Source organism: Bradyrhizobium commune (assembly GCF_015624505.1).
GTDB lineage: Bacteria > Pseudomonadota > Alphaproteobacteria > Rhizobiales > Xanthobacteraceae > Bradyrhizobium > Bradyrhizobium commune.
This window is the reverse complement of sequence record NZ_CP061379.1, coordinates 3,914,872-3,934,138: the sequence shown is the minus strand read 5'-3', so window position 1 is coordinate 3,934,138 and position 19,267 is coordinate 3,914,872. Positions and strand designations below refer to the sequence as shown.

General features: G+C 64.9%; 18 protein-coding genes and 2 tRNA genes. 19 read left to right on the top strand and 1 reads right to left on the bottom strand.

The features are described 5' to 3' along the window. The first annotated feature begins 7 nt into the window (after nucleotides 1-7). The 5 genes from IC761_RS18560 (at nucleotide 8) to IC761_RS18540 (ending at nucleotide 2,878) form a co-directional block, all read left to right on the top strand. The gene (locus IC761_RS18560) at nucleotides 8-748 is read left to right on the top strand and encodes a tRNA-uridine aminocarboxypropyltransferase (protein ID WP_195798101.1); all 741 of its coding nucleotides are present in this window, start codon (nucleotides 8-10) and stop codon (nucleotides 746-748) included. 185 nt (nucleotides 749-933) lie between these two features. Beyond that, nucleotides 934-1,650 (top strand): ABC transporter permease, encoded by a 717-nt coding sequence (locus tag IC761_RS18555; RefSeq protein WP_246791268.1) that lies wholly within the window; start codon nucleotides 934-936, stop codon nucleotides 1,648-1,650. Nucleotides 1,651-1,658: 8 nt separating this feature from the next. Then, the gene (locus tag IC761_RS18550) at nucleotides 1,659-2,411 is read left to right on the top strand and encodes an ABC transporter ATP-binding protein (protein ID WP_195798100.1); all 753 of its coding nucleotides are present in this window, start codon (nucleotides 1,659-1,661) and stop codon (nucleotides 2,409-2,411) included. A 56-nt stretch (nucleotides 2,412-2,467) separates the two neighbouring features. Further along, nucleotides 2,468-2,541: transfer RNA gene (locus IC761_RS18545), tRNA-Cys, on the top strand. A 190-nt stretch (nucleotides 2,542-2,731) separates the two neighbouring features. Next, complete coding sequence (locus tag IC761_RS18540; RefSeq protein ID WP_195798099.1) at nucleotides 2,732-2,878, top strand: hypothetical protein; 147 nt, start codon at nucleotides 2,732-2,734, stop codon at nucleotides 2,876-2,878. A 73-nt stretch (nucleotides 2,879-2,951) separates the two neighbouring features. Here the strand turns inward: IC761_RS18540 and IC761_RS18535 are convergent, their stop codons facing one another. After that, entirely contained in the window at nucleotides 2,952-3,158 is a 207-nt protein-coding gene (locus IC761_RS18535; protein WP_195798098.1) for a hypothetical protein, read from the bottom strand. A gap of 256 nt (nucleotides 3,159-3,414) precedes the next feature. Between IC761_RS18535 and IC761_RS18530 the strand changes: the two genes are divergently transcribed. From IC761_RS18530 to IC761_RS18465, 14 genes are all read left to right on the top strand, one after another. After that, on the top strand, nucleotides 3,415-3,678 hold the full coding sequence (locus tag IC761_RS18530) for a hypothetical protein (RefSeq protein ID WP_195798097.1): 264 nt from the start codon (nucleotides 3,415-3,417) through the stop codon (nucleotides 3,676-3,678). Nucleotides 3,679-4,094: 416 nt separating this feature from the next. After that, on the top strand, nucleotides 4,095-5,012 hold the full coding sequence (locus IC761_RS18525) for an ABC transporter substrate-binding protein (protein WP_195798096.1): 918 nt from the start codon (nucleotides 4,095-4,097) through the stop codon (nucleotides 5,010-5,012). After that, nucleotides 5,012-6,646 carry an amino acid ABC transporter permease/ATP-binding protein gene (locus IC761_RS18520; RefSeq protein WP_195798095.1) on the top strand — a complete coding sequence of 545 codons (1,635 nt, stop codon included), beginning with the start codon at nucleotides 5,012-5,014 and terminating at the stop codon, nucleotides 6,644-6,646. Before IC761_RS18525 ends, IC761_RS18520 begins: the two co-directional genes overlap by 1 nt. Nucleotides 6,647-6,695: 49 nt before the next feature. Beyond that, a complete protein-coding gene (locus tag IC761_RS18515; protein WP_195798094.1) occupies nucleotides 6,696-7,937 on the top strand; it encodes an acetamidase/formamidase family protein in 1,242 nt (413 codons plus the stop codon). 134 nt (nucleotides 7,938-8,071) lie between these two features. After that, the gene (locus IC761_RS18510) at nucleotides 8,072-10,399 is read left to right on the top strand and encodes an acetamidase/formamidase family protein (protein WP_195798093.1); all 2,328 of its coding nucleotides are present in this window, start codon (nucleotides 8,072-8,074) and stop codon (nucleotides 10,397-10,399) included. 17 nt (nucleotides 10,400-10,416) lie between these two features. Beyond that, the gene (locus tag IC761_RS18505; protein ID WP_195798092.1) at nucleotides 10,417-10,800 is read left to right on the top strand and encodes a RidA family protein; all 384 of its coding nucleotides are present in this window, start codon (nucleotides 10,417-10,419) and stop codon (nucleotides 10,798-10,800) included. Between the two features lie 1,026 nt (nucleotides 10,801-11,826). Continuing rightward, entirely contained in the window at nucleotides 11,827-12,990 is a 1,164-nt protein-coding gene (locus IC761_RS18500; RefSeq protein WP_195798091.1) for a PspA/IM30 family protein, read from the top strand. A gap of 10 nt (nucleotides 12,991-13,000) precedes the next feature. Continuing rightward, the gene (locus tag IC761_RS18495) at nucleotides 13,001-13,660 is read left to right on the top strand and encodes an OB-fold-containig protein (RefSeq protein WP_195798090.1); all 660 of its coding nucleotides are present in this window, start codon (nucleotides 13,001-13,003) and stop codon (nucleotides 13,658-13,660) included. Nucleotides 13,661-13,687: 27 nt separating this feature from the next. Beyond that, nucleotides 13,688-15,388: a flotillin family protein gene (locus tag IC761_RS18490; protein ID WP_195798089.1), complete on the top strand. Its 1,701-nt coding sequence runs from the start codon at nucleotides 13,688-13,690 to the stop codon at nucleotides 15,386-15,388. A 212-nt stretch (nucleotides 15,389-15,600) separates the two neighbouring features. Continuing rightward, nucleotides 15,601-15,969, top strand: a complete 369-nt coding sequence (locus tag IC761_RS18485) for a hypothetical protein (protein WP_195798088.1) — start codon at nucleotides 15,601-15,603, stop codon at nucleotides 15,967-15,969. Between the two features lie 91 nt (nucleotides 15,970-16,060). Then, a tRNA-Asn gene (locus tag IC761_RS18480) sits at nucleotides 16,061-16,135 on the top strand. 176 nt (nucleotides 16,136-16,311) lie between these two features. Next, nucleotides 16,312-16,491, top strand: a complete 180-nt coding sequence (locus IC761_RS18475) for a hypothetical protein (protein WP_195798087.1) — start codon at nucleotides 16,312-16,314, stop codon at nucleotides 16,489-16,491. Between the two features lie 299 nt (nucleotides 16,492-16,790). Next, entirely contained in the window at nucleotides 16,791-17,423 is a 633-nt protein-coding gene (locus IC761_RS18470; RefSeq protein ID WP_246791267.1) for a protein-L-isoaspartate O-methyltransferase family protein, read from the top strand. Between the two features lie 206 nt (nucleotides 17,424-17,629). After that, nucleotides 17,630-19,018, top strand: coding sequence for a TolC family outer membrane protein (locus IC761_RS18465; protein ID WP_195804696.1), 1,389 nt, complete (start codon nucleotides 17,630-17,632; stop codon nucleotides 19,016-19,018). The last annotated feature ends 249 nt before the right edge of the window (nucleotides 19,019-19,267 follow it).

Genomic DNA, 19,267 nt, shown 5'->3' with positions numbered 1-19,267 from the left:
GGCGACCATGTCGAACCCAGCTGAACCGACGGCCGCCGCGCCCGAACCTATTCCCGAATGCCCGCATTGCCAGAAGCCGATGCCGCTGTGCATCTGCGACAGCGTCACGCCGATCGAGAACCGCTTGTCGCTCCTGGTCCTCCAGCATCCGCAGGAGCAGGACAGGGCGCTCGGCACAGCGCGGCTGCTGGCCAAGCACTTCGCCGATGCGACGGTGCGGGTCGGCCTGTCCTGGCCGAGCCTGTCCAAGGCGCTCGGCCGTCCGATCGAGAACGCCGCACGCTGGGCCGTGCTCTATCTCGGTTCGGCGCGTGCGGCTGATCTCGACGCCGAGGGCGAGATCGTCGCGCTCAACCGCAAGGGCGAGATCGCCGAGAACCAGCGCGCGATCCTCGGCAAGCTCGAAGGCGTGGTGCTGCTCGACGGCACCTGGAGCCAGGCCAAGGCGCTGTGGTGGCGCAATCCCTGGATGCTGAAATGCCAGCGCGTGATCCTCAACCCGGCGCATCCGTCGCGCTATGGGCGGTTGCGCCGCGAGCCGCGCAAGGACGGCCTCTCGACCATCGAGGCGGCCGCGACGATTCTCGCCGGCCTCGAACGGCGGCCCGATATCGCCGAGACGCTGCATGCGAGTTTTGAACGGCTGTTAACACGCTACCGCGAGGTTCAGGCCGAGATGCCGGAACTGGCGCCCAAACCGGCGCCCAAGGGCCGCCGCCGCGATTTCCGCCGCGGCAAAAAGGCCTGACGGCGGCCGACCTCGTCCGTCCGGTTGATTGCCGGGCAAGGAGCAGGCAGATACAGACGGTCGGCCGGCAGCATCTGTCTCGGCGTCGGAAAACCGGAAGCGGAAGGGGCAGTCGAATTCAGAGCGCAGCGAAGGAGATCCTTGCCCAGGCGGAGCAGTTCGATCGTTGGGGCACGCTCGCCCTGATGGACATCTCGCTGCGCTACCGGCGCACCGTGATCGGGCCGCTCTGGATCACGCTGACGTTAGCTGCGACGATCGTGAGTGTCGGCACGGTCTATGCGGCTCTGTTCAAGCAGGACATCGCCGGCTTCCTGCCGCCGTTCGCGGTCGGCCTGATCGTCTGGACCCTGATCGCCACGACGCTCCAGGAGGGTTCCAACATCTTCGTGGCCTCGGGCCATCTGATCAAAGCGGTGCCGGCGCCGCTGATCGTGCATGTCTTGCAGATGATCGCGCGCAACGTCCTCATCTTCGTGCATCATCTCGTGATCGTCGTGCTGCTCTATCTCGTGATGCCCTGGCCACTGCACTGGAACATGCTGCTGGTGGTGCCCGGCTTCGCGATCCTGCTCGTCGTGCTGCTCGGCGGCTCGGTCGCGCTCGGCCTGCTCTGCGCGCGCTTTCGCGACATCGGCTCGGCCATCGTCAGCGGTTTGCAATTCATCTTCTTCCTGACGCCGATCATCTGGACCGAGGACAGCGTGCGCGGAACCGCGTTCCACTGGCTGACGCGGGCCAATCCGTTCGCGACTCTGCTTGATCTGGTGCGCCGGCCGCTGCTGTCGCAACCGGCCGATCTCGAGCAGTGGCTGCTCGGGCTCGTCTACGCGATCGCCATGACCGTCATCGGCCTCGGCTGCTACGCAAAATACCGCTGCCGCGTGGCGTATTGGCTGTGAGGCCGGAGATGAGCCCTGAAGCCCATATCGTGCTGCGCAACGTCTCGGTGACGTTTCCGGTGCTGTCGTTCCGCGACCGTTCGCTGCGCAGTCGCTTCGTCGGTGCCGTGGCGCTGCGCCGGCAGGCACCGCGTCCGCACATCGTCGCCGCGCTGAACGACGTCAATCTCGATATCCGCGCCGGCGACCGTGTCGCCATCGTGGGCGCCAACGGCGCCGGCAAGACCACGCTGCTGCGGGTTCTCGCCGGGATCTATCATCCGACCGCGGGAAGCGTCGACGTGCTCGGCCGCTGCCTGTCGCTGTTCGACCTTCAGGCCGGTTTCGACGAAGAGGCGACCGGTTACGAGAACATCATGCGCCGTGGGCTGGTGATCGGCGCACGGCGCACCGAGATCGAGGCGCGGCGGGCGGAGATCGCCGAATTCACCGAGCTCGGCGATCGCCTCGACCTGCCGCTGCGCACCTATTCCAGCGGCATGATGCTGCGCCTGGTCTTTGCGGTCGCAACCGCCGTCGAGGGCGAGATCGTGCTGCTGGACGAATGGATCGGCGTCGGCGACCAGCAGTTCCGCCGGAAGGCGCGGCAGCGGCTTGATGAGATCGTGGCGCGCGCCGGCATCCTGGTGTTGGCCTCGCACGACATCGGCCTGATCCAGAGCACCTGCAACCGCGCGATCCTGCTGGAGCAGGGACGGATCACCGCCGCCGGCACGACCGAGGAGATTCTCGCGCGCTACCTCGGGGCTGCGAAGGCATAACCGCCCGGTCGGGGTTGCCTATGCCTTTGATCCCCTATATTGGTCCGCCCTTACGGGGCCACGTGGCGGAGTGGTTACGCAACGGTCTGCAAAACCGTGTACACCAGTTCAATTCTGGTCGTGGCCTCCATCTCAAGCTCCTGATCTTTCAGCGCAAATTCTGATATCTCCGGGTTCCGCAGGTCGCACGGACAGCGCGTGCCGCAGCCACAGCCACCGGGTTTGCCCGGGGCTTGCCGGAAACCCTCGATTCAGGCCCGATGGCATAGACTTCGCATCTGCGAAGGATGCGATCCCCAACAACGAGCGCTGGAGCACCCGTGGGCGACATCGTCCAATTTGTCCCGAAGTCTGAGCTGGAGCGGGCTCGCCTCATTCGCGAGGCCCGTGCGATCTATGACAGCATCTTCCCGCCGGCCGTACCCGACCGGGCGCCGCAGGACGGCGAGGAGAGCGTCAAGAATTGATCTCAGCGCACGGGGGAGGCGCGTTGCGCGTCCGTTCGTGCGGTCCGGCTATTCGTGAGGTCTGGCTAGCCTCTCAGCAGGCGGCGTACCAGCCGTCCGGAAAGGGCAGGAGGGGCCAAGCACCCTCGTTGTCGTTGGCGGCCATTGGAGTTTTCCTGGGCGTCGCGTCGAAGCTCCACGAGTGGGGCACGAATTCCTCCTCCGGCGCGGGCGCGAAATTGTCATGGATCATGGCGTCGCACACGGCATCCAGCAGCAAGTTGAATTCGGCTTCGCTCATCACACCCTCCGGAACGCGGATGGCGCACTGTCGCAAAGCCGGTTTGTTGCCCGATTGACCCGATCGTTCGCATTTTAACGATCCGGCGATCGGGCCCCGTTTGGTTAGCGATTTCTGAAAAATCCCCGGCGCAAGCTTAGGTTCCTACGGCATGTGGAGAGTGTGAAGGAGATCACATTCCCGGCGATTTATTCCTCCTACCTCTTTGCCCACACCGGCCAGCGGCGGTCGGGTTTAGGCAGGACAGGAGACGGTCATGAAGGCGAGGTTCTTGCGGTTGGCAGGTGTAAAGAGCCGGGCGCGTCGCGCCTCGACCGTCGGGCTGTTCCTGACGCTGTTCGCCACCGTCGCCCACGCGGAGCCGGGAACCCCCGAGCAGCGACGTGCCTGCAGCCCCGACGTCTATCGGCTTTGCGCCGGCGACATCCCCAATGTCCGCGCCATCACCGCCTGCCTGCGGCGCAATCGGGCCAATTTGAGCGAGGCATGCCGCACCGTCTTCGACCAGGCTGGCGGCTAAACCCGGCCTGTGGGTTTGTGCGCAGCAAGTATCTCGCAGGAGCTCGCGAATCCGGCATAGTCGGCCTGTGGATATGCTGCGGACAGGCTGTGGAGAACGGTGGCGATGCTGCGGACTCGGAAGCAACTAGGCCGTCCAACCGTCATATCTGCGTCAAATCATCTTACCGAATGATTCGCAGTTCGCGCGGATCGCCGCGCAGCACGAGATGATTTGGTTCTCCCGAATTCGGAATTGCGCACGGCTGGGCATCGCACCTCACGAACAGTTTTTGTGCAGCCGTTTGCCCAAATCGCGGGCCGCTTCATCCAATTTTTTGTACGCCCGCGGACAAGCTTTTCCGCTCGCATCCCACCTAGGCTCGCTCCCGAGATCTGGAACATGGCCGATGCCATGACAATTCGAAGGAGCTGGAGATGGACAGACGGGTTTTGCCCCAGGCGCGGGGGATCGCGCGTGCATCATTGCCATGGCGCAGGGTCGCGCTCGGCGCCGCCATCGCTTTTGGCCTCGTCGCCGCCGCGCCGCTGAGTGCGCAGGCGGCAGCGCCCGCCGCCTGCGCCGCGCTCCAGGAAAAATATCCGGACTGGAAGGGCAAGACCCTCGTCAACGCCATCAACCCGCACACGCCGGGCTATGAGACGATCGACCCGAAGGATCCCAGCAAATATATCGGCTTCGACGTCGATCTCGGCGAGGCCATCGGCGAATGCCTCGGCTTCAAGCTGACCTACAAGCCCGTGGTGTTCGCAGCGCTGTTGACCACGCTGTCCGCAGGGCAGGCCGACATCGTGATCTCCGACATCTACGCCACCAAGGAGCGCGCCAAGGCCGCCGACTTCATCACCTATTCAAAGGTGTTCGACGGCGTGCTGGTCGCCAAGGGCAATCCGAAGGGCATCAACGGCATCAATATGTCGATGTGCGGCGCAGCCGCGGCGGAAAACACCGGTTATGTCGAGGTGCCGCTGGTCCAGGCCCTGGCGCCGGAATGCAAGAAAGCCGGCAAGGCGGAGCCGACCGTCCAGCTCTATGACAACAACGCCAACTGCATCCAGGCGATCCTCGCCGGCCGTGCCGACACCTATGTCAACGACGTCAACACCGTCGACAGCGCGGTCAAGGCCTATCCGGACAAGCTGGAGAAGGCGATCGCGGTGACGATCCCGTATTCGGTCGGCATCGCCGTGCCGAAGGACAAGCCGAAATTCCGCGACGCCGTGCTCGCCGCGCTGATCGAGGTGCAGAAGGCCGGCACGCATATGGAGCTTTTGAAGAAGCATGGGCTCGACGTGAACAACTTCAAGGAGCCGGACATTCTGACGGCTGACTGATGTCGCTGTTCCTCCATTACCTGAGCATGCCGTATCTGCTCGAGGGCATCGAGCTCACCCTTCAGGTGACTGCCCTCGGGCTCGGCGGCGGATTGATCCTCGGATTGATCCTCGCCGGCATGCAGCTCTCGCGCTTCTGGGCGCTGGCGGCGATCGCCCGGGGCTACACCGTGATCTTCCGCGGCACGCCGCTGATCCTCCAGATGGTGTTCGCCTACGACGCGCTGCCGCATATCGGCATCAAGCTGCCGGCGGTGCTGGCGGCCGGCCTCGCGCTCGCCTGCAACGAGGCGCCGTTCATCGCCGAGATGCTGCGTGCCGGCGTGCTCGGCGTCGACCGCGGCCAGGTGACGGCAGGCCAGGCGCTCGGCATGACGCCATCGGTCCTGATGCGCCGCGTGATCGCGCCGCAGGCGATCCGCACCATGATCCCCGCTTTCGGCAACGAGGCGGTCAGCGCGCTGAAGAACTCTTCGCTCGCCTCCGTCGTCGCGGTGCAGGAGCTGACGCTGCGCTCGACGCAACTTGCGTCCTCGACCTTCGACTTCTTCTCGATCTTCTTCGCCTCGGGCCTTCTGTATCTCGTGCTGACCGCGACCATCAGCGCCATCCAGCTGTTCGTCGAGTGGCTGCTCGATCTCGATCGTGCCAAGGACCTTACAAAGGGGCGCGAGCGAAAATTGGCCGATTACCTGCCGTGGCGCCGCGTCGATCTCACCACCAGGCTCACGCTTGCCGACGCGACTGCCGCCGATCCCGAACCGGCGCCGGCAGAGCTCACCGACACGCCCCCGCTGGCGCTGACCCGCGAGGAGCGCGCCCGTCGCGCCGCGACGATCGCGCGCAACAACATCGCGGTCGAGGCCAGGGACCTCATCAAGAGCTATGGCAAGCAGAAGGTGCTCGACGGCCTCGACCTCACGGTGCGCGTCGGCGAGGTCGTTGCGCTGCTCGGGCCGAGCGGCTCGGGCAAGAGCACGCTGCTCCGCTGCGTCAACCACCTCGAAAACTGGGATGCCGGCACCGTGCGGGTCGGCGGCCGGCGGCTCGGCTTTGCCGAGGATGGCAAGCCGCTGTCGCCGCGCGCCATCGCCAACGAGCGCGCCAGCGTTGGCGTCGGCATGGTGTTCCAGCAATTCAACCTGTTTGCTCATCTGTCGGCGCGAGAGAACGTCGCGGGGCCGCTGCGCTGGGTCCACGGCATGACCCGCATCGATGCCGACCGGCGTGCGACCGAGCTGCTCGATCGCGTCGGCCTGTCGCATCGCGCCGATGCGCTGCCGCGGCATCTCTCCGGCGGCCAGCAGCAACGCGTCGCCATTGCGCGTGCGCTGGCACCGAACCCGAGCGTGCTGCTTTTGGACGAGCCGACCTCCGCACTCGATCCCGAGCTCGTCAACGAGGTGCTGGAGGTGATCCGGCGGCTCGCCATCGACGACGGTCTCACCATGATCATCTCGACCCATCAGATCCGCTTCGCCGATGAAGTCGCCGACCGCGTCGCGTTCCTGAACGGCGGCAAGATCATCGAGGAGGGGCCGGCGCACGAGGTGCTCTCCAATCCCCGCAATCCGCTGACCGCGCGTTTCCTCAGCGTGATGGAAGCCGACAAGACCCCGGAGGCGGTGCGATGAATGCCGCATCCGCGACGTGCAAGACCGCGTTTCCGAAAGAGGCCACCTCATGAAGCATTTCACGCTGCCGGTTTCGCCCAAGACCGTCCATTGGGGCTACTTCTCCAAGAAGGTGACCCCGGCTCTGACGCTGCGCTCCGGCGATCGCGCCACCATCGAGACGCTGACCCATCACGCCAATGACGATTACGAGCGGATGATTGCGGGCGATCCCGGCGCCGAGAGCGTGTTCCAGTGGACCCGCGAGCACAAGGCTGTGGCGCGCCGCGGCTCGGGCCCGGTCGAAGGACCGTTCATCCGCGGCGCAGGCGAGGGGATCGGCGTGCACCTCCTCACAGGTCCCGTCGCGATCGAAGGCGCCGAGCCCGGCGACATTCTCGAAGTGCGCATCCTCGACGTGCGGCCGCGGCCGAGCTGCAGCGCCTGCCATGCCGGCCGCTGCTTCGGCTCCAACGTCGCCGCCAATTGGGGCTTTCACTATCACGATTTGATCGAAGAGCCGAAGCCGCGCGAGGTCGTCACCATCTTCGAGCTCGACACTTCGGGCGAGCCCTACGCAAAAGCCGTCTACAATTACGTCTGGACGCCGCAGACCGATCCCGACGGCATCGTGCATCCGACCATCGACTATCCCGGCGTCCGCGTCGACCACGCCACCATCAGGAAACGCGAAAACATCCTCGCAAGCGTCAAGGTGCCGGCGCGGCTGCATTTCGGCACCATGGGCCTCGCGCCATCGGAAGCCGATTTCGTCAGCTCGATCCCGCCGAGCTATACCGGCGGCAACATCGACGACTGGCGCATCGGCAAGGGCGCGCGGATGTTCTATCCGGTCGCGGTGCCCGGTGCCTATTTCTCGGTCGGCGATCCCCATGCAGCCCAAGGCGACAGTGAGCTCGGCGGCACCGCGATCGAGACATCGCTCACGGGCGATTTCGAGTTCATCCTGCACAAGAAGGCCGACCTCGCCGGCACCCATCTCGAAGGCCTCGACCATCCCATGCTCGAGACCGATCAGGCCTGGTCGTTCTACGGCTTCACCTATCCGAACTATCTCGCAGCCCTCGGCGCCGATGCGCAAACCGAGATTGCCAATCACAGCAGTCTCGACCGTGCGATGCGCGATGCGTTTCGCAAGCTGCGTCGGTTCCTGATGACCGTGCACGGCCTCAGCGAGGACGAGGCGATCTCGCTGATGTCGGTTGGTGCCGATTTCGGCGTCACCCAGGTGGTCGATGCCAATTGGGGTGTTCATGGCACGATCCGCAAAAACATGTTCCGGTGTGACTAATGCATTGAAGGGTATTCCGTTTTCGAGATGAACAAGTGAAGAGCGGAGATCATTTGCGCCCCGTCGCTGCGACGGAAGATCGCGTGCGTCTGGCACAGAGGTTGCTTCGATCGACTGCAATCTGGGTCGATCCGATGAGTTTTCGCCCGTTCACGAGCGAGTCCTACGCACAAGACGACCGCCCCGAGGCCTGGCGGGACGTGCTGGCCGCGGTCGGCCTGCAACCGGCAACGAACAATTCCTTCTATGACGGACACGCGACCGCCTCGCATCGTCATGCCGCAGGCGTGGCGCTGACGCGCATGGCCGCCGGCGCACAGAGTGTCGCGCCACTCGCGCAGGCAAACGACGAGCTGCCGATCGCGCTGATGCCGGTCGAGGACGGCATGGTGCTGAAGAGCGCGGCCGGCCATCGCATCGTTCCCGTCGGCCATCTCGTGCTGCTGCCGCGCAGCGGCGACTGGAGCATCGTATTCCAGCGCGACATGCGCGCCATCGTGCTGTCGGTGACCTCGGAGGCGCTGCACGGACGCCTGTCGGGCAAGCCGCGGCTGCCCGAGCCCCGCGTCGTTCCGCCCAGCGGCTTTGCGGACGTGTTCGCGCGCCTCTTGGACGCGACCGCGCGCACGCTCGACACGTTGAGCGACGCGGAATGGAATGCGGTCGCGCAATCGCTCGTGGATCTCCTGCTGACACTCGCCCATCATCTCGCGGCCTCGACATCCGACGCCGGATCGAGCGCGACGCAGGCGGCGCTGCTGCACCGGATCTGCCAGACCATCGAGCGCCGGCTCGACGATCCCGAGCTGGTGCCGGCGCGTGTCGCGCAGGCAGAGGGCATCTCCGAGCGTTATCTGCAAAAGCTGTTCGAGACGGTCGGCGACAATTTCACCCATTACGTCCGCGAGCGCCGGCTCCAGCGCGCCTGGGCCGATCTCTCCAATCCGGCCGAGGCGCATCGCTCGATCTCGGAAATCGCCTATGCCTATGGCTTTGGCGATTCCGCGCATTTCAGCCGCGCCTTTCGTCATCGCTTCGGCTTGCCGCCGCGTGAATTCCGCCAGCAGGAGGCGGAGCGGGCGACCGCGCAGCACGGCGCCGCCGGCCAGCGCGGTTGGCCGCAGCAAGCGCTGGCGCGCGCGCATCAGAGTGGCGCAGAGGCACGCAGCAATATCACCCGCGCCGGCACGGTCGAGACCAGAACCGCCGAGCGCAGGCACCACCATCTTCCGGTCGAGGCCAGCCGCGTTCATTGGGGCTATTTCAGCCGCTCGCTGCCGCCGCAGATCGAGATCACATCCGGCGACACCATCACCATCGAGACGCTGACCCAGCACGCTTCCGACGATCCGGAGGCGATGATCGTGGGTGATGACGCCGCCGAAAGCGTGTTCGGCTGGACGGCGGACCGGAAGAACGTCGATCGCCGCGGCGCCGGCCCGATGGACGCCAGCGTGTTCGGCCGCGGCGCCGGCGAGGGATTTGGCGTACACATCTGCACGGGACCCGTGGCCGTGAAGGACGCGCAGCCCGGCGACGTGCTCGAGGTGCGGATCCTCGACATCGTGCCGCGCGCGAGCCGCAATCCCGCCCATGCCGGCCGCGTGTTCGGCTCCTCCGTCGCGGCCTGGTGGGGCTACCATTACAACGAGTTTCTCGCAGGTCCCAAGCCGCGCGAGGTTGTGACCATCTATGAGATCTTCGACAGCGGCGCGGCGTCCCACGCCCGCGCGCTCTACTCCTACCGCTGGGAGCCACAGACCGATCCCTCCGGCGTGGTCCACACGACCTACGATTATCCCGGCATTCCCGTGTTGCCGGGCACCGTGAAGCGTCGCCACGCGGTGCTCGATGGCATCCGCATTCCGCTCCGTCCGCATTTCGGCGTGATCGCGGTTGCACCGCGCGAGGTCGACTTCATCGATTCCGTGCCGCCATCCTATTTCGGCGGCAATCTCGACAATTGGCGGCTGGGGAAGGGGTCTGCCGTCTATCTGCCCGTCTCGGTCCCGGGAGCGTTACTGTCGGTGGGCGATCCCCATGCGGTCCAGGGCGACGGCGAACTGAGCGGAACGGCAATCGAGTGCTCGATGACCGGCACGTTCGAGGTGATCCTGCACAAGAAGGCCGATCTCGCCGGCCAACCCTTTGCCGATCTCTCCTATCCCCTGATCGAGACCGAGACCGACTGGGTGCTGACCGGCTTCAGCCATCCCAACTACCTCGCCGAGTTCGGCGCCCAGGGCCAGAGCGAGGTCTACGCAAAGTCCTCGCTCGACCTCGCGATGAAGGACGCCTTTCGCAAGATGCGGCGCTTCCTGATGAATGTGAAGGGCCTGAGCGAGGACGAGGCGATCGCGCTGATGTCGGCCGCGGTCGATTTCGGCGTCACCCAGGTCGTCGACGGCAATTGGGGCGTGCACGCCATCCTCAGCAAGCGTCTGTTCCAGAACGCGCCCTAAAACCAAGGACAGCTCAAGTGAAATTCCACATGATCAGCGGCGGCCCGAAGCCGGTCGCGCCCTTCAGCCACGCCGTCGAGACCGACGGTTTTGTCTTTGTCACCGGCCAGATGCCGGATACGCCCGAGACACCGGGCGTCCTGCCTGACGGCATCGTCGCACAGACCAGTGCGGTGATGGAGAATTTGAAGGTGGTTCTCGCCGGCCTCGATCTCGCCCTTGAGCACGTGGTAATGGCGCGCGTGTATCTCACGCGCTTCAAGGACGACTACGCCGCGATGAACGAGACCTACCGCACGTACTTCGCGCCCGGCCGCCTGCCGGCCCGCACCTGCGTCGGCGTCACCGGTCTTGCCTATGACGCGCTGATCGAGATCGATCTGGTCTGCCGGCGGCCGTGAGGCGGCCGGCTTCGAGCTACAATCCCTTGTGCGGCTCGTCGGGCAAAACACACAAATGGCGGGTCAATCGCACGCGGCGAAAATATTCCGCTTTACCGAATTTCTGATTTGCAGTAGATCATCGCCACCTCATCCCGGTCAGAGGGGCGTATCGCGATCGTCACGAAACGCGGGGTGAGCGGCGGTGGACGCATGTCACATCGGCGCGAAAGGCATCGCAGGGCGGGGCAACCGTGAGCGAGAACCGGCGCGCACACGACCGGTGTGATTTAGCGTACGGCAAAACCGTGTCGTCCTGGCGCCCGAGGTCTGTGCGCCAAGTCTTGTGGTGATGTGGCGGCCCGACCGGGCGCGCGCATCAGTCATCTGCAAGGCGACGGGGGCAATAGTGCATCGCTCCCCGGGGAGAACTCGGCATAAGCCGTCAAACCACTGCGCAGGGAAGGCCGTGTGTTGGGCTTCACCTGTATGCCGCTGTGCAGCCTCTTGTAGCGCAACTTCGCACAGTGGACCGCGGGTGCCAGCCGGCACCCGGCCTTCCCTGCGCCCTCTGACAAAAGAGGGTGCCGCAACGAAGCAAAGCTCGGGCGAGACAGGCCGCGAGGATGCGGATCTGTGTCTGCTGTAGAGAAATGGCGTGCCGAAGTTTTCTGTCATCGTCATCCCCGCGTAACCGCGAAGCGGTTGTCGCTGGAGGTGCCGGAGCGTAGCGGGAGCCTCGAAGGGTGAACGGCCCGGCTGCCTCTCGGCCGTTCATCCTTCGAGGCTCCCGATGGGGCGCACAGCGCCCCATCGCTCGCACCTCAGGATGACGGGGGGAGAGTGGCGGCCGGGCAGCCAAACGCTCCTTCCACTTCGTCTCAAATTGCAACCCGCGGGTGCAAGAAGTCTTGATCGGCGGTGATTTAGAGGTGATGGCCCGCCTTGAACGCGGCCCCGGGCGACAGCGACTAACCTCCAGAGTGCATCAGGATCAGTGGAACGTGATCGAGCTCCCCCCTTGTAAAGCACCAAAATGGTGCTTTAGTGCTTTCCATGAGCCAGTCGCCCCGAAACGCGCCGTCTGCGCTGCGTTACAGGCTTGCCCCTGATCCGGCCGCCAAGGCCGCGATGGAGGCGACGTTCCAGGCCTATGACCGCATGATGGAGATCCTGGACGAGGTCGCGCGGACCCATAATGTCGGGTCCAACGTCGTGCTGCTGCACGCTCACGCCTACGAGCCGATCCGCAAACAGACCGCGCTGCCGTCGCGGCTGGTGACGTTGGGCCTGCGCGATCGCGCCGACTATCGCGCGGCGCAGGGACGACGCCTGCCGCTCGACGACAAGCTCGCCAAGATCAAGGGGCCGGCCACCATTTCGATTGCGACCGTGCAAGGGCGCTTCAGTGTGCCCTTCGACTACGCCGGTTATGCCGAGGGCTGGGGGCAGAGCGTGCCCGCGCACCTCATCCGCACCGACGACGGCTTTGAAGTTCACTACGGCGTCACGCCGAACAGTCTGCCAGAGGAGGAGAACGCCATGGATACCATCGCAGCCGCTCCCGAGAACTTCCTGTCGCGGGTCGGACGTCTGATCGCCGGGATCGCCTATGACGCGATCGAGCAGGCGGAAGGCAAGAACAAGCTTGGGGTGGTCGGACAGGCCATCCGCGAGATCGAGCGTGCGGAAGCCGAGGCGCGCGACGCGCTCGCAGCCGCCCGCGCCGAGGAATACCGGCTCAACGCCCGGCGCACCGAGATCGAGCGCGAGATGACCGATCTCGCCGCCAAGATCGAAGGCGCGATCGCCGACAGCCGCGACGATCTCGCGCGCGCCGGCATCGCGCGGCAGATGGACCTCGAGGCGCAGTTCGAGGTGCTCTCCCGCGCCATCGACGAGAACAACGAGAAGATCGAGCAGTGCGTCACCTCGCTGCGTGCGGTGCTGTCGGCGCTCCAGGATGCCGAGCAGCGCCGCGCCGATCTCGAGAAGAGCGAAGCGGCCGCAAGCCACCAGGCGTCGACCTCGCCGCGGAAGCCCGGCGGTGCTTCGGCGGCGGCGAAGGCGCTGCGTGCGGGCAAGGCGGTGGCACGGGCCACCGGCGTGCCGCAGGGCATCCCGTATTCGAGCGACATCGACGAGCTCAGCGCTTTGCATCGCAACAAGGAGATTGCGGCGAGGCTCGCGCGGTTGAAGTCGCGCTCCTGAGGTTCGTGTCATGAGCACATTGCTCGAACACGTCATGGCGCCGGAGGTCAGGCCGTTCGCGATCGCGGCGGCCATGATCCTCATCGTCGGGTCGCTCGAGGTGGTCACGATGCTGGTCGGGGCCTCGCTCAGCGAGATGCTCGGCACCAGCATCGATTTCAGCCATCCCAGCGATAACGGCGTCATCAACGCCATCTCCTGGATCAATGTCGGCGGCGTGCCGCTCTTGATCTTCCTGTTGCTGGTGCTCGGCGCCTTCTCGATCACCGGCTTCCTGATCCAGGACGTCGCACGGTTGGTCGCCGGTCCCTTGCCGGCGACAATTGCCTCGGTCGGGGCCGTTGCCGTGTCGGTCCCGCTGGTCCGCGCCGCCAGCGGCGCCATCGCGCGGATCATTCCGAAGGATGAAAGCTACGCGGTCGGCCTCGGCGATCTCGTCGGCCGCGTCGGCGAGGTCGTGGTCGGCCCGCTCGACCAGGGCCCGCCCGGCCGCGTCAGCGTCGCCGACATCCACGGCAACAGGCACTTCGTCCTGGCGGTCGCGGCGCCGTCGTCATCGCCCCTTCCGCAGGGAACCCTGGTCCTCCTGGTCGATCGCGTCGACACCCGCTTCGTGGCGGTCAAGGCCGACGATGAACTCAAGCCGTCCAAACCTACTCTAAGCAGCTAGCAAGCCAGCTCATTAGCGGAGAAAGTCATGTTCGACATCGCAGTCCCGGCCATGATCGGCGTCGCGCTGATCGTCGTTATCGGGATCGTCTTCACCATTCTCTACAAGCGCGCCACCCGCGACGAAGCCTTCGTGCGCACCGGCCTCGGCGGCAAGAAAGTCGTGCTCGACGGCGGCGCCATGATCCTGCCGATCTTCCATTCCTATGCCAGCGTCAATCTGAAGACGCTGCGGCTCACGGTCGAGCGCAAGGAGCGGGAATCCCTCATCACCAAGGACCGGCTCCGCGTCGACATCGTCGCCGAGTTCTACGTCCGTGTCCGCCCCGACGATGAGAGCATTGCGCTGGCGAGCCAGACTTTGGGCGCGCTGACCAACGATGCGGAAGCCCTGCGCAACCAGGTCGAAGCAAAGTTCGTCGACGGTCTGCGGTCGGTGGCGGCCACCATGACGATCCTGGAGCTCCAGGAAAAGCGCTCGGATTTCGTCAAGCACGTGCAGGCGACCGTGGAGTCCGACGTGAAATCGAACGGTCTCGAGCTGGAGTCGGTGTCGCTGACCAAGCTCGACCAGACCGACGTCAAATTCTTCAACCCAGAAAACTTCTTCGACGCCGAAGGTCTGACCCAGCTCAAGACCATCACCGAAACCCGCCGGCGCGACCGCAACGCCATTGTGCGCGACAACGAGGTCGCGATCGCGCAGAAGGACCTCGAGGCACGGCAGCAGACCCTGACGATCGAGCGGACCAAGAAGGAGGCGGAACTGTCGCAGGAGCGCGACATCGCCAATAAGACGGCCAGCACCCGCGCCGAGGTCGCAACCGCGACCCAAACGGCGCGCCTGACCGAGGAGAACGCCCGTATCGATACCGATCGGGCGGTCGCCGAGAAGGAGGCGGGCGCCAAGCAGGTCAAGGAGACCGCGGTGATCGAGTCTGATCTCGCCATCAACAAGCGCAAGACCGACGCCCAGCGCGAAATCCAGATCGCCACTCAGGAGAACGAGATCCAGATCGCAGCCAAGAGCAAGACGACGTCGGAAGCCGTCGCCGAAGCCAAGGCGGCGGAGGCGCTCGCCGTCTCCGCGGAGGAAAAGGTTGTCACCGCGCGTGCGGTCGAGGTCGCCGATCGCGCCCGTCTCACCCAGGTGCTTGCGGCACGCACCGAGGCCGAGCGCAAATCGACCGAGCTGATCGTCGCGGCCGAGGCCGATAAGAAGGCCTCGCTCGACCGCGCCGAGGCCGTCAAGACGCTGGCCACCGCGGAAGCCGAGTCCAACAAGATCAAGGCGGTCGGCGTCCGCAACATCGGTGAAGCCGAGGCCGCCGTCATCACCATGAAGAATGAGGCGCAGAACAAGCTCGGCAGCAACGTCATCGATTTCGAGATCGCCAAGAGGCGGATCGAGATCATGCCGTCGGCGCTGGCCGAGATGGTCAGGCCGATCGCCAATCTCAAAGACGTCCGCATCCTCCATACCGGCGGCGCCTTCGGCGGCAACGGGGCTGCGGGCAACGGCGGCGTCGGCTTCGGCGAAGGGCTCGCCGGCGAGCTCCTCAAGGTGCATGCGCTACGTCCGATGATCGACGAGATCCTGCGCCAGAGCGGCTTTGCGCCGGGTGACGATCCCGTCAAGACGCTGGTCGGCGCCGTGACGGGCGGCAAGGCCAACGGCGCCGCGGTGCCGGCGCCTGCGCCGGAGACATCAAACACCGCCGATCTATGAATGCCCGTTCATTGCTGCGGAGAATTCGAATCGATAGAAACGGGCTCGTTGCGCGTCTCGCGTCGCGCAACGAGCCGGGGTGCTGATCGAGGCGTGTTGAACCTTTCGATCGCACTCCGGACGAATCTCTCAAGGCAACGCCGTTGGTTGCCGCGGCGCCTGCGCCGATCGACGTCAGGCGCCGAAGCCGCTTTCGATCGGGGGATTTTCATATGAAGTATTTTCTCTCCGGACTGCTCGCCATCGGTCTTTCGCTCGCCGCCACCGCCTCCTTTGCCGCTGACGCCCGCAACGTCTCCGTCGTCAACGAGACCGGCTATGCCATCAAGTTCCTGGGCTTCAATGCCCCGGACGACGGCATGGACGAATGGGACAATGAGCTCGACAAGGTCCTGCAGAACCAGGCCTCGACCTATGTCGAGTTCGACGACGACGACGAGGGCTGCGTCTGGAACATCCGCGTCGACTGGCAGAACTACGACGAGTCCGTGCTGTGGAAGAACGTCAACCTTTGCAAGTTCAACGTGCTGCGGCTGCGCTACGACCCCGGCACCAAGACCACGTCTTTCGTCGCCGAATAGGCACGCGTTGCGGAAGATGACGAATTCGTCCTTTGCAAGCGCAAGCGGCTTTGTTATACGCAGCCGCGCGCGAACGAACGGTTCGCCTTTTTCCTCGGTAGCTCAGCGGTAGAGCATCCGACTGTTAATCGGATGGTCGCTGGTTCGAATCCAGCCCGGGGAGCCAAATTCCGCTTTATATTCAATAGATTGCAAAGAGACTCTGAGCTGACGCGCGACGTCGTTGCAGCGGATTCTCAAGCGGATGTGTACGCCGCGGCGGGCGTCGTCCCGCCATCGACGCCAAATCGACTCAATTCAAATCGAGCTTCCCAAGGCCGGGCCTTTACGGAGCTGATTCCCATGCGAGACGTTCAGGTCAACCGTTCCCAATTGGCCCCCTCTATTCTGCCGGCCGACATTCCCGAGCTCAGCGACGACGAATGCCTCGCGCGACTGGCGCGCGCAGTCGAGACGCCCGATTCGGCGCGGCTAGACGAGGTCGCAGCCCTGATCGGCCGGCTGGCCGTCGCGATCGAATAGCTCTCCGCACCTCGATGCCCTGAGTTGCGCAAGGCTCGGCCCGTCCGGGCCAACGCACGTGTTGCGTTTTCGCGGAGCCTGCTCCAAAGATGCCGCCAACTTCCGTCGACGGTCAGTGTTTTCGGCCGTCAATCTCGACCAGGCACCACGAGCCCGACATGCCGCAGAATGATACTCGTCCAAAGGCCGAACCAATCTATCGGATGGATGGCTCGGAACGGAATCGAGCGGCGCAGCTCAAAGAACAACGCGAAAAACGCGAAAAACAAGAAAAGGCCTTTGCGACCGCGCGCCAAAAAATGGTCGATGGCCAGGTGCGCACCAATGATGTCACCGATCGCCGCATTCTCGATGCCATGCTCACGGTTCCCCGTGAGGTCTTTGTGCCGGCGAGCCGGCAGGCCCTGGCCTATCTCGACCTCGACCTCGATGTGAGCGAAGGCACCGCCAAGCGGTTCCTGCTCAAGGCGGCACTGACCGCAAGGCTGCTTCAGGCGGCCGAGATCGGTGAGGGGGACAACGTGCTGGTCGTCGGCTGTGCCACCGGCTATCTCGCGGCTCTGACCGCGAAGCTCGCACGCCAGGTCACCGCAACGGAATGCGATTCGGCGCTGGCCGCGAAGGCCAAGGACGCCTTCGCCGCGATCGGTCTCACCAACGTGACCTGCAAGGCCGCCGCCTGTGCCGACGGGGATCCGGCGGCTGCTCCCTATGATGTGATCGTCCTCAATGGTGCGACCGAGGTGACGCCGGAAGGCCTGTTCGGCCAGCTCAAGGAAGGCGGCCGCTTGGTGGGGGTCTCTGCCGAATCGAGGCCGTCGCGGGCCATGATCGTCACCCGTTCCCATGGCGAATTCGGCTATCGGCCGCTGTTCGATGCCGCAGCCCCGCTGCTTCCCGGGCTGGAACGGACCGCCGCCTTCGTCTTCTGACGGCCCCGGCCCCTGTTAAAATACCATTCTGAATCAGAAGTGTGGCCGGGATGCTGCACGTGAAGAGTTTCCACTGGGAACTGCCTGGAGGTAGTTCCGTCGCGCTTGACCGCGTCCTATGTTGCTGCGGGGCAACGACTCCACTCGGATACGGTAACCAGGCTCGCGGGCACGAGCCTGACGTGAGAATGAACGGATTTTCAGGGATGCATGGGGTGAAGCTCTTCACCGGAGCTGCGGTTTCGGTCCTCCTGATGGCGCTTGCAGGGCCTGCGCCTGTCTTGGCGGACACGATTGAGGCTGCGCTGGTGCGCGCCTATCAGAACAATCCGCAGCTCAACGCGCAGCGGGCCCAGGTGCGCTCGACCGACGAAAACGTACCGCAGGCTTTGTCGGGTTACCGCCCCAAGGTCAATGTGACCCTCGGCACCGGGTATCAGTATCAGGATATCCAACAGGTGCAGCATGGTGCGCCGCTTCATGCCGACCCTCTTCAGCCCAACAGCGCCAGCCTGACGGTCAGCCAGACGCTCTACAACGGCAATCAGACCGCCAACAAGACGCGCGCGGCGGAGAGCCAGGTCTCCGGCGCTCGCGAAGCGTTGCGTGTGCTCGAGCAGACGGTCCTTCTGCAGGCTGCCACCAGCTACATGGACTACCTGCGCGATGCGGCAACTCTCGAAGTCCAGCGCAGCAACGTGCGCGTGCTCGAACAGACGCTCAAGCAAACGCGCGATCGCTTCAATGTCGGCGAGGTCACGCGCACCGACGTCGCGCAATCGGAAGCGCAGCTGGCTGCGGGCAAGACTCAAGCGCTGACCGCCGAATCGAATCTCACGACGACGCGTGCGAACTTCCGCCGGATCATCGGCAACGAGCCGACGAACCTTGCCCCGGGCTCGCCCGTCGATCGCTTCCTGCCCGCGACCATCGCCTCCGCGGTCAATCTCAGCCTGGTGGAGAACCCCAACGTTACGGCTTCGATGTACGGCATCGACGTCAACTATCTCCAGGTCAAGGTCAACGAGGGCGCGCTGCTGCCGACGGTCTCGGTCGCGGCTGCCGTCAGCACGTCCTACCAGCAGACCCTGACGGTCTTCCGCACGAACACCGCTTCCGCCCTCGCAACAGTCGCCGTGCCGATCTATCAAGGCGGCGCCGAGTATTCGCTGATCCGCCAGTCCAAGGAAAACCTGGCGCAGCAGCGTCTCAATCTCGAGACGACCCGCGACCAGACTCGCGCGACCGTCGTGCAGGCCTGGGGCCAGTTGGAAGCCGGCAAGGCGCAGGTGCAGTCCGCACAGGCCCAGGTCACGGCCTCCGAGATCGCGCTGAATGGCGTGCGTGAGGAAGCCAAGGCCGGCCAGCGCACCACGCTCGACGTGCTCAACGCGCAGCAGGCACTGGTAAACGCGCGCGTTGCTCTCGTTACTGCGCAGCATGACCGCGTGGTGGCATCCTATTCGGTGCTCAGCGCAATCGGTCGTCTCGCGCCAACGGTCCTCGGCCTCAACACCACGGTCTATGATCCCAGCGTGCACTACCAGCAGGTTCGCGACAGCTGGGCGGGCGTGCGCATCCCTGACGGACGCTGATTGCCGTAGTTGTCCGGTCGACCTCGCAAACAGCCGAGGTCGACCGGCGCTTTGCTTGCAATCGTCAAAATCCCTGACATAGCCTTGCCAAGAAGATGCGGGTCGATTCGGCCCGCACCCGGTGTCGTGTGCGTAAGCTTGAGTGCCGCGGGCAGGGGCGCACCGCCGCACGTTGAGCCGTGATCTGGGGACAAGTCCGGCTGTCCACGACGAAAATGTCGGGCCACCGATCCGGAACCGGCCAATCCT